Genomic DNA, 3,664 nt, shown 5'->3' on the forward strand with positions numbered 1-3,664 from the left:
GGGGTCGGCGAAAGCGCGTTAGCGCATTCGGCGAGATGCGTTTGCGAAAGTGGTTAATTTTAGATTAGCGCTAACAACGACGTTGCCGACCGACAGCATGCGGGCGAGGAACTCGGCGTCGTTGCGGTCGTTCTTCCTGCGCCTGTCCGCGCTGGGCTTGATCATCTTCGAGACGGCGCCGACCACGCAGTCGACCCCGAGGCCGGAGAGCCTCTTCTGCAGGTCGAACCCCGTGACCCCGGATTCGTACACGCACCTGGCCTTTGGGTCCACGGACCGCACCCACTCCGCGACTGCCCCGGCGTCGTAGCCGAAGGTCGCGCAGCGCACCTCCCCGGTCATGACGTCGAGGGAGACTGCCTTTATCGAGCGGGCGTGGACGTCGAGGCCGACGAAGGTGGTAGTATCGAACATGGGAGCCCCTTCCATGAATGCGGCGTGGCCGCCGCGGCTGAATTAGACACTCACCATTGTCGGCCTAATCCGCGGTCTTTCATGCAGCAGGGGCTCTCAATGTTTTTATGTCCTGCTCATATCGTCTGTGCCGGCACCTGGGGACACTCCTTATGTCAAGAGATTGGTGCAAGAGGGATAGATTACCTTGCATCAATCTAATAAGTTGCGGTGAGATAGTTCTTGAATTGGCTTTTTGAGGGCTAAACAGGAACTATCTCACCGCAACTGCGTTGAGCGTTTTTTGGCAGCTGGTTTACTTGCTCGCGAAGAGCCAGACCAGGATGATCACCAGGATTGCGGCGACGATGCAGACGATGGCGCCGGTGAATTTGATGCGTGAGTCGCGGGTACGCTCGCGCACCGCGTCCTCGGTGGCTTCGAGCTGGGTAACCTCTCGCTCGGTCTCGGCGTGTTCGGCTTTGTCTCGGGCCAAGGATCCTGCAAGCGACTCAGTGATCTCTGGGTGGTCGTGTACCTCGGTCGCCTGCTCGATGATCGACTGTGCATGTGCGGCATCTGCTTGGGCGTTGGCGATGGTCTGCTCCTGGTCCCGGCGTGCCTTGTCCTCGGCAGTGATCTTCTCGCGCAGTTCGCGCTGACGAGTCGCGGCGGCGGTTTTTGCGGTCTGCAGCTCGTCGCGCGCGGCATCGGCCTCTGCCGTCACGGCCTGATGGGCTCGCTTGGCGTCGGCGATGGGGGCCTGCGCCTGTTCGACGGCCTGCTCGGCTGCGGCAAGCGAGTGCTCAAGGTCGGCGGTGATGCGCGGGACATCTTCTTCGGCTTTTCGCAGGGCATCTGCCGTGTCGGAGATCTGCATCGAGAGCTCGCTGGTGCGCACCGTATAGTTGGCGGGATTTGCCGAGGGATTGCGTTGCAGCTCGGCATACTCATGGCGCAGCGTCTCGAGCTGGGCGCGCGTGGCGTCGACGGTTTGTTGTGCGGCCGCAATGCCGGCGTCTCGCTCGGCCTTCACCTTGTCGCGGATGCGCTTGGAATCCTCAAGACGTCGAACGAGGCGGTTGCCGGTCTCGCGAGAGCTCGCCTCGCGGGCCTCCACGGCGTCGAGCGCGGCCTTCAGGCGGAGCTCAGTCGCGTCATCCTCTGTCTTCATTTGTTCGAGCTGACCCTTGAGCTCTGCTACTTTGGAAGCATGGACATCGCGATCGATTTCGGCTGCCGCAGCGGTCTTTTGCGCCGTGGCGATCGCCTGGCGCTGGTCGGCGACGATCTGGTCGTAGCGGCCTGCGATATCCTGGCGCGTCTCGAGTTCCTCGGCCTGATCGGCAATGCGCTGCTCAAGTTCGGCCAGGTGGGCGCGGGCATCGGCAAGTGCCTTTTTCGCGGCGTTCATCTCGCGCATGGCCGAGGCGCCCTGGGCGATAAAGGTGCCCACGGCGTTCGCAGTGTTCGAGACAGCGGTCCCCAGATCGCGGCTCGCGGCGGGGGAGTGCGGGGCGGTCGGGCGAGCGGTGTCGGCAGCGTCCGCATCGGCAACCTGCGGCGCGGCGATATTGCCGGTACCGCCCTCGACCACAGAAAAGCCTGCTGCGTGCGGATCGACCGCATCGGCGCCAATCGTGGGGTGCTCGAGCTGCAGAAACGAGGGCATGGTGCTGCCCTGGTCGGCAACCGGAGTCTCGCCGGGCACAAAGGTCGAGGCCGCCACGGCGGCCTCCTCTTCCTCGGCATCAATATCGGCATCGGCGACGGCGTTTTTCATCGCTTTGACAGCATCCATCATGGAGTCCATGACGGCATCGAGCTCTTCTTCCGAAGACACCTCGATGGGGCCCGCTGCTTGCGGGGCGTCGTCCTGTACAGGGGCGTCGTCCTGAGCGGGCGCATCGTCGTTTTGCTCATCGGCGTTTTCTGTTTCGGGGGTTTCCGCCGTAGCGCTTTCGTTCAAGATGGGGTCGTCGATGTCGATGCCATCGCAGGTCACAGCGTCAGTATCTGCGGTGACGTCTGCGGAATCATCAATATGCTGTTGAGTCTGGGGGTCCAGCTCGTCTGTCATAGGCATGTGCTCCTCATCGTTGTTTGTCACCCTATGATAAAGTCTCGCGCCGACATCCCGCGCGCCGCAGCAAAGTTTCAAAACGTGTTCGATGGCTCGATCTGATAGCAATAACTCGATCGCTTTATTCAGTTTGTACTTGACAATCCCTTCGCCGAACGACGTGGTGCCGTTCGCCTGCCATGGGCTTTATTTTTCACTTGAAGAAGCTAAAGTTGCATTTCAGCTTTTGGCGCGTGAAGTTGGATGCGCGCAGTCGGCGGGCGTGCCCGTCGCGATTTGAAAGGACTTTGTATGGGACTTTTCACTGGTAAGACCGTGATCGTCACCGGCGGCGGCAAGGCCACGCTTAAGGACGGTTCCGCTGGCTCCATCGGCTACGGCATCGATATCGCATTTGCCAAGGAGGGCGCGAACCTCGTCATCACCGGCCGCAACGTCGCCAAGCTCGAGGCCGCCAAGGAGTCTCTCGAGGCCGAGTACGGCGTCAAGGTTCTGCCTGTTCAGGCCGATGTCTCGGCTGGTCAGGACAACGAGGCCGTCGTCCAGAACGTCATCGACAAGGCCATTGAGGAGTTCGGCCGCATCGACGCCGTCGTCAACAATGCTCAGGCCAGCGCCTCGGGCGTGACCATCGCCGATCACACCATGGATCAGTTCAACCTGGCCATTTACTCTGGCCTGTATGCCACCTACCTGTACATGCAGAAGGCCTATCCGCACCTGAAGGAGACCAAGGGCTCCGTGGTCAACTTCGCTTCGGGCGCCGGCCTGTTTGGCAATTATGGCCAGTGCAGCTATGCCGCCGCCAAGGAGGGCATCCGCGGCCTGACCCGCGTTGCCGCCAACGAGTGGGGCAAGGACGGCATCAACGTCAACATCGTGTGCCCGCTTGCTTGGACCGCTGCGCTCGAGAACTTCCAGGATGCCTATCCCGAGGCGTTCAAGGCCAACGTCCACATGCCGCCGGCGGGTCACTACGGCGACGTCGAGAAGGAGATCGGCCGCGTTGTCGTTCAGCTCTGCGGTCCCGACTTTAAGTACATGAACGGCGAGACCGTCACCCTCGAGGGTGGCATGGGCCAGCGGCCTTAGGGGTTACGCGGTTTTACCAAACCGCGTAACGGCTCGACGCTGCGCGGGCCGCATTTGGACAATCTGACGTTCAACTTCAAGGGCGCGACCAGAAGG

General features: G+C 61.6%; 4 protein-coding genes. 2 read left to right on the forward strand and 2 right to left on the reverse strand.

Annotated elements, in window-relative coordinates; translation table 11 throughout:
• Positions 1–18: 18 nt before the first annotated feature.
• Positions 19–414, reverse strand: a complete 396-nt coding sequence (locus ABCP74_RS09355) for a hypothetical protein (protein WP_343102201.1) — start codon at positions 412–414, stop codon at positions 19–21.
• Positions 415–709: 295 nt separating this feature from the next.
• A complete protein-coding gene (locus ABCP74_RS09360) occupies positions 710–2,473 on the reverse strand; it encodes a coiled-coil domain-containing protein (RefSeq protein ID WP_343000699.1) in 1,764 nt (587 codons plus the stop codon).
• A gap of 91 nt (positions 2,474–2,564) precedes the next feature.
• Between ABCP74_RS09360 and ABCP74_RS09365 the strand changes: the two genes are divergently transcribed.
• Positions 2,565–2,756, forward strand: coding sequence for a dsRNA-binding motif domain-containing protein (locus ABCP74_RS09365; protein ID WP_148332093.1), 192 nt, complete (start codon positions 2,565–2,567; stop codon positions 2,754–2,756).
• Between the two features lie 11 nt (positions 2,757–2,767).
• The gene (locus tag ABCP74_RS09370; protein ID WP_006235414.1) at positions 2,768–3,568 is read left to right on the forward strand and encodes an SDR family NAD(P)-dependent oxidoreductase; all 801 of its coding nucleotides are present in this window, start codon (positions 2,768–2,770) and stop codon (positions 3,566–3,568) included.
• The last annotated feature ends 96 nt before the right edge of the window (positions 3,569–3,664 follow it).

The organism is Collinsella aerofaciens (genome assembly GCF_039062315.1).
Classification (GTDB): domain Bacteria; phylum Actinomycetota; class Coriobacteriia; order Coriobacteriales; family Coriobacteriaceae; genus Collinsella; species Collinsella aerofaciens_BG.